General features: G+C 66.0%; 2 protein-coding genes. Both read right to left on the minus strand.

Annotated features, from left to right (window positions below; genetic code table 11):
* Nucleotides 1-88 precede the first annotated feature (88 nt).
* A complete protein-coding gene (locus AC4FAH_RS13605) occupies nucleotides 89-2,371 on the minus strand; it encodes a cache domain-containing protein (protein WP_490246215.1) in 2,283 nt (760 codons plus the stop codon).
* Nucleotides 2,368-3,957, minus strand: coding sequence for a sigma-54-dependent transcriptional regulator (locus tag AC4FAH_RS13610; RefSeq protein WP_490246216.1), 1,590 nt, complete (start codon nucleotides 3,955-3,957; stop codon nucleotides 2,368-2,370). The genes AC4FAH_RS13605 and AC4FAH_RS13610 overlap by 4 nt, the downstream gene beginning before the upstream one ends.
* Nucleotides 3,958-4,104: the final 147 nt, after the last annotated feature.

Raw genomic sequence — 4,104 nt, forward strand, 5'->3', positions numbered from 1 at the left:
GTGAGCATGCGCGCAGGCTAGCACGCGGGTGGGAGTGCGTGGCAGTGCGCCTCGCAGCGCCCAGGTGAGTTCATCAGCCGAGTGTGGCTTAGGGCGAGCGACTGCTGCCCCCGGCGCGGAGCGTCTCGAGCAGATGGCGCCCTTGATCATCCTCATGATGTCGGCGTGCGATGCACGGCAGCCACAGGCAGAAGGTGGCCCCGCCACCGGGCGTATCTTCCAGCCATAGCCTGCCCCCCAACTGGGTGATCAAGCCCGATGAGACCGACAGACCGATGCCCGAGCCATTGGCGCGCGTGGTGAAGAAGGGCGTGAAAATGCGCGACTTCAGGTGCTCTGGCACGCCAGCGCCGTGATCGATGACACGTATCTCGACTCCCGCCACGGGTGCGAGTTCCGTTGCCGACGTTGGCACTGAGGCTGGCGCTGGCACTGAGGCTGAGGCTGACGTATCCGGACGGCTGTTTGGCTCGCCGTTCATTACGGCCAGCGCTGCATCACGATCACGGCTGGTGATGCACAGCGTATCCGGCGCAGGCGCCATCTCGATGGCGTTGATCAGCAGATTGACCAGCACCTGGGTCAGTTGCGCGCGGTCGGCCTCGATCAAGCGGGTCGCCGCCAGCTCATGCTGTAATTGATGGCCGTGATGATCCAGCGCGTGCCTGACCAGCACCTCGACACTGTGGATCGCCTCATCGGGATGAATCTGGCTGAGGTGAGGCGCACCGAGCGACGGTGTCAGTGAGTTGTCGTCGCCAATGTCGTTGGAGGCGAGCGGGTCGCGTGCGTATTGACGCAGGTTGTCGACCAGCGCGCGAATGCGTTCGACCTGATGGATGATGGTGGCGATTTCCTCGCGCACCGGCTCGGCCTGTTCACCGAGTATCACCTCGATCAACTCGACATGACCCAGAATCACCGCGGCGGGGTTGTTGATCTCGTGGCCGATACCCGCCGTCAGCTCGCCCAGTGCCGCCAGTTTCTCGCGGGTCAGCAGGCGCGCACGCGCTTCGCGCAGCAGGCGGACGTGCTCCTCCAGCGCCTGACTGCGTTCGCGTAGCGTGGCGGTCTGGGCGCTCAGATCGCGGGTGCGATCCTCCACCTGGGCTTCCAGCGTCTGGGCCGCGAGCTGTATCTCGTGGCGGTGCGCTTCCAGTCGCGCCAGCATGGCGTCGAATTCCTCGGCCAGTTCATCCAGCTCATCACCGTGCCGCTGCGCCGGCCCCAGAGAGGACAGCGGGCCTATGCGCAATCCCTCCTGGGACGGGGTATCACGCACTGCATGCACCACACGGCGGATCTGGCGGATCGGCTGCATCAGACGCTCGATGCTGCTCCACACCAGCAGTACCCCCAACAGGCTGACCGCGATCAGCACCAGGCTGATATGCGTCAGTGTCTCGCGATAGAGCCGTGCGTAGGGCGCCTGCGGATAGCCCGCGTAGATCATGCCGATCCGCTGGCCATCCAGAGAATCCAGCGGGGCATAGGCGGCCACGAACCAGTCACGAACCACGAAGGCACGATTGATATAGCGCTCGCCATTGCCGATCACCTGACGCTTCACCTCCAGCGAGGCGCGCGTGCCCAGCGCGCGCTCGCCGCTGGCGTCGGTGACATTGGTGGCGATGCGGACATCGTCGAGAAACAGGGTGATGGTGCCGGTGCCATCTTCCGGCAGGGTGCCGGGGCCATAGAGCAGATCGCGGATCTCATCGACCAGACGCGGATCACGGTTGAGCAGGCGGCCCGCATCCAGCGCGCCCAGCAGCTTGCCCTCGCCATCGAGGATGGGCACCAGCGCCCGCAGCAGCATGCCGCGGTTTTCCTCGCGACGGGCACTGGGTTGTGCGTAGGGCGTCTGGCGTAGCGCAAGGCGCGCGCGCTCGGCAAGGGCAGGGTCCAGCGTCGCCAGAGAGTCGCTGGACAGCATGTCGAGGCCATCCAGGCTTTCGCCGCGCGCCAGTTGCGGAATCAGCGCGGCGACGCCGGGCGTCTGGCGCAACTGCTCGGTGGGCAGCCAGCGCAGCCAGTCGGCATTGAGGGTGTCCCGCATGGTATCCAGGCGCGGCACCAGGCGTGGCAACAGCTGCGCGGTCTGCTCATCGGGTGCCACCAGCTGACGCAGGTTGCGACGCATCGCCTCCAGGCCATCACGCAGGCGCTGATGCTGGCTCTGCAGCGTGCGGCTGGCGACATCAAGATCGCTGCGTACGTTCATGTACAGCTGGCGGTCGGTATAGGCCGTGGTCCAGTAGGCGGTCAGGCCGACCAGCGCCAGCATCAGCGCCAGCAGCGGCGCCAGTGTCAGCAGCAGCAGCCTGCGCCGCAGCGAACCGGCGAAGTAATGGCGCAGGCGCTTGATCATGCGCTGCCATCGGCTCCGTAGCGAGCGGCAGACGCAGTGGAGGAGGCGGGTTGATCGCTCTCAGCGCCGCTCTCAGTACCACTCTCAGCGCCATTCTCAGTGCCATTCTCAGCGCCGCTGTCCTCACTGATTTGCTGCTCGGCGCGCCAGGTGGTCAGTTTGCGATCCAGCGTCTTGCGCGAGATGCCCAGCTGGCGGGCGGCGGCTGATTTGTTGTTGGCATGTCGCTCCAGTACCGCGCACAGATGGGCCTTTTCCACCGCATCCAATGACCACTCGAGCGGATAGCCGCTGCTGGTGGCCTCCTCCTCGGCGGAGGTGGTCGCGTCCCCGCTGCCGCCCCATAACTCGTGGCCTGATGCCTGTGCGGCCTGACTGTCGACCGGCAGGGTATCGCCGGGCAGGCGGCCGAGCAGCAAGGCGCGCTCGATGACGTTCTTGAGTTCCCGCACATTGCCGGGCCAGGAATAGTGGCACAGGCGAGTGAGATCAGAATGCTGCCAGGGCACGGCGGGGAGGTTGAGCTCACGCGACAGCTGCCGCGAGAAGTGCTGGGCCAGCGCCGGGATGTCCTCCGGGCGCTCGCGCAGGGCCGGCAGTGTCAGGCTCAGCACGTTGAGGCGATAGTAGAGGTCTTCGCGGAAGCGGCCCGCGGCCACTTCCGTCTCCAGTGTGCGGTGAGTGGCGGCCACGATACGCACGTCCACCGCCTGTTCCTGCTCGCCGCCGACGGGGCGCACGCGGCGCGTCTCCAGCACTCGCAACAGCTTGGCCTGCATCGCCAGGGGCATCTCGCCGATTTCATCCAGGAACAGCGTGCCGCCATCGGCGAAGCTGAACAGGCCATCACGGCCACGGTGCGCGCCGGTGAAGGCCCCCTTGAGGTGGCCGAACAGCTCGCTCTCCAACAGCTCTGGGCTGATGGCGCCGCAGTTGACCGGCACGAAGGCGCCGCGCCGACCGGACAGGCGATGCAGATCACGCGCCGCCAGCTCCTTGCCGGTGCCGGATTCCCCCAGAATCAGCACCGGCGATGGCGCAGGGGCAACGCGCGCGATGATATGCGCCAGCTCCTGCATGGCAGGGCTCTCGCCCTTGAGGCTGGCCTCTTCCTGCTGATGGCGGGCATTGTCGCGACGGAGCAGGAAGTTTTCCCGCGTCAGCTGGCGGCGCTCAAGGCAGCGGTCCAGCGCGGCCTGCAACTGTTCGAGACGAAACGGCTTGATGATGAAATCACAGGCTCCGGCCCGCAGTGCGCGCACAGCGGTCTCGAGATCGGCGTAGGCGGTCATGAAGATGACATCGCTGACCGAAGAGGGCGCAAGCGCTTCATCCCAATCCAGGCCATCGCGCCCCGGCAGGCGAATGTCGAGCAGGATGAGGTCGAAGTGCAGGCGCGAGCGCAGGGCTTCGGCCTGCTCGACACTCTCGGCGCATTCGATCAGCGCGAAGCGCGAGGACAGTGCCTTCTCCAGATAGCGGCGCATGCCGGGCTCGTCATCGACGATCAGTACCGAGGCGGTGGGGAGGGGGTCGCTGCCGCTACGCCGGGTCTCACGGGGTGTGGAGGGGGCGTGGGCAGTCATGGCGTTCCTCGGGTCAACAGGGCAGTAATGGTCGCAGGGGAGATCATCTCTATCATGCGGGCATTGTGGCGTGCTGCTCACTGGTAATCTAGCGCTGGATGCCACATTGCTGCCTCTTTCTGCTTACGCTTGCCACAGGCAGGGCCT

The sequence above is a fragment of the Cobetia sp. genome, from assembly GCF_983723665.1.